Annotated in this window: 3 protein-coding genes; all 3 read right to left on the bottom strand. The window is 77.5% G+C overall.

Annotated features, from left to right (window positions below; translation table 11 throughout):
* Nucleotides 1-391, bottom strand: a 391-nt coding sequence (locus tag MHW47_RS34325; protein ID WP_239227755.1) for a LysR family transcriptional regulator, incomplete at its 3' end; no start/stop codon positions are given.
* A gap of 142 nt (nt 392-533) precedes the next feature.
* Entirely contained in the window at nt 534-746 is a 213-nt protein-coding gene (locus MHW47_RS34320) for a hypothetical protein (RefSeq protein ID WP_111331621.1), read from the bottom strand.
* A 74-nt stretch (nt 747-820) separates the two neighbouring features.
* On the bottom strand, nt 821-2,653 hold a 1,833-nt coding region (gene malQ, locus MHW47_RS34315), incomplete at its 5' end, for a 4-alpha-glucanotransferase (protein ID WP_239227754.1).

Below are 2,653 nucleotides of genomic sequence, written 5' to 3'. Positions count from 1 at the left end.
CCTCCCGCACCCGGACGTCGGGACCGGGCCGGCCGGCCGCGCGCAGCCGCTGCACGGCGGGGACGACGAGGGCGGGGACGGCGGTGGCGAACGCGGCGACGCGCACCTCGCCCGCCTCGCCGCGCAGATAGCCGGTCAGTTCGGCGTCGGCGCGCTCCAGCTGGGCGAAGACCGCCTCGGCGTGCCGCAGCACGAGATGGGCGGCGTCGGTGAGCCGGACGCGCCGGCCCTGGGCCTCCAGGAGCGGCACGCCGAGCTGTTTCGCCAGGTTGGAGAGCTGCTGGGAAACGGCGGACGGGGTCATCAGCAGGGCGTCGGCGGTCGCGGTGACCGTGCCCCGGTCGCGCAGGGTGCGCAGGATGCGGAGCTTCTTGACGTCCCACTCGGTCATGGCCGCAACCTACCCGTGCGAACGGCGCCCGACATGCGGGTGCGCCGCGCGGTAGTGACTACCGGGCGGCGCACTCGGGCCGGGCGGGGCGGGACCGGAGGGCTCGGCACACTCGCCGGGCCCCGGTCTCCGGGCAGGTGGGTCAGACCTGCTTCTTCGACTTGTCGAGGACCATGACCAGGCCGGTGATCACGGCGAACAGGACGATGGGCGCCGCGACGTACAGGCCCAGGGTGTCGAGCACGCTCAGGCCGGGGCCCGGGTCGTCACCGTCGTCGCGGGTGAGCGCGAGCGCGGGGGACGACATGAGCAGCATCATCAGCGTCGTTCCGGCGGCGACGGCGCCGGCGCGCATAGCGTTCTTCTTGTCCACGGTGCCAACGTAGCGAACGCCCGGGCGGGCCGCGCGTCCGGGGTGCCGTACGGGCGTCAGCCGCCGTCCCGCGCCGGGCGCAGGACGTCCATCAGGCGGTGCAGCCGGGGCGAGGCGGCGAGCTGTTCCAGCGTGACGGGCCGGCCCTCCGCGTCGGCGACGGGCAGCCGCCAGTTCGGGTACTCGTCGCAGGTGCCGGGGAGGTTCTGCGGGCGGCGGTCGCCGACGGTGTCGGGGAGCCAGACCCCGGTGAGCCGGGCGGGGGTGCGGCGCAGGAAGCGGTGGACGGCGCGCACGGCCGCCTCCTCGTCGCCGCCCTCCGGGGGCAGGCCGGGGACGCCCTCGGGGAGCAGCCCGAGCCGGGCGAAGAGGGCCAGCCACCGCGCGGTCTCGGCGCCGTCCCTCCGGCGCTCCTCGTCCGGCGGGCCGGAGAGCAGACCCAGGCGGTGGCGCAGCGTCACGTGGTCGCCGGTCAGCCGGGCGGCGGTGGAGGGCAGGTCGTGGGTGGTGGCGGTGGCCAGGCAGTCGGCGCGCCAGCGTTCGGGGGCGAGGGGCCGGCCGTCGCCCGCCCAGTCCCGCTCGAACCAGAGCACCGAGGTGCCCAGCACGCCGCGCCGGGCGAGGGCCTCGCGGACGCCGGGTTCGACCGTGCCGAGGTCCTCGCCGAGGACGGCCGCGCCGGCCCGGTGCGCCTCCAGGACCAGGACGGCGAGCATGGCCTCGGCGTCGTAGCCGACGTAGGTGCCCTCGGTGGGCGGGCGGCCCTCGGGCACCCACCAGAGCCGGAACAGGCCCATGACGTGGTCGATGCGCAGGGCGCCCGCGTGGGCGAGGAGGCCGCGCAGCAGGTCCCGGAAGGGGGTGTAGCCGCTCGCGGCGAGGGCGTCGGGGCGCCAGGGGGGCAGGCCCCAGTCCTGGCCGCGCGCGTTGAAGGCGTCCGGGGGCGCGCCGACGGACATGCCGGGGGCGAAGACGTCCTGCTGGGCCCAGGTGTCGGCGCCGCTGGGGTGCACGCCGACCGCGAGGTCGTGGACGATGCCGACGGGCATCCCGGCCTCCCGGGCGGCGCGCTGGGCCTCGGCGAGCTGGGTGTCGGTGAGCCAGGCGAGCCGGCAGTGGTGGTCGACCCGGTCGAGCAGTTCGGCGCGGGCGCGGGCGGTGGCCTCGGAGCGGGGGTCGCGCAGCCCGTCCGGCCAGCCGCGCCAGTCGGGGCCGTGCACCTCGGCGAGCGCGCACCACAGGGCGTGGTCCTCCAGGGCCCGTCCCTGGCCGGCGAGGAAGTCGCAGTACGCGGCGTGCCGGCCGGGGGTGAGGGGGACGGCGAGGATCAGGTCGAGGGCCCGGTGCTTGAGGTCGCGTACGGCGTCCCGGTCGATGAGGGCGCCCTTGTCCAGGACGGCGTCCCGCAGCTCGGCGCCCTTGCGGCGCAGCGCGTCCAGGGCGGCCGGGTCGGCGACGTGGCCGTACTCCGGGACGGATTCGACGCGCAGGTGGACCGGGTCCGGGAAGCGCCGGGAGGAGGGGCGGTAGGGCGAGGGGTCGGTGGGGGCGCCGGGCACCGCCGCGTGCAGCGGGTTGACCTGGACGAAGCCGCAGCCGAGCCGGCGGCCGGACCAGGAGGCGAGGTCGGCGAGGTCACCGAGGTCGCCCATGCCCCAGGAGCGGGCGGAGAGCAGGGAGTAGAGCTGGACGAGGAAGCCGTGGCCTCGGCCGGGCGGCTGCGGGGCGCGGGGCGGGGCGACGACGAGCATGCAGGTCCGCGCCTCGCGGTCCGGGGCGCGGACGGTCAGCCGGTGGACGCCGAGCGGGGGTTCGGTCCACCAGGCGGGGGCGGCGGCGGGGGTTTCGGGCTCCCCGTCCGGGCGGGGTCCGGCGGCTCCGGGCTCCCC

Origin of the sequence: Streptomyces sp. OfavH-34-F (genome assembly GCF_022347745.1) — a bacterium.
GTDB lineage: Bacteria > Actinomycetota > Actinomycetes > Streptomycetales > Streptomycetaceae > Streptomyces.
The sequence above is the reverse complement of the archived record's forward strand: the minus strand, read 5'-3'. Positions and strand labels throughout refer to the sequence as shown.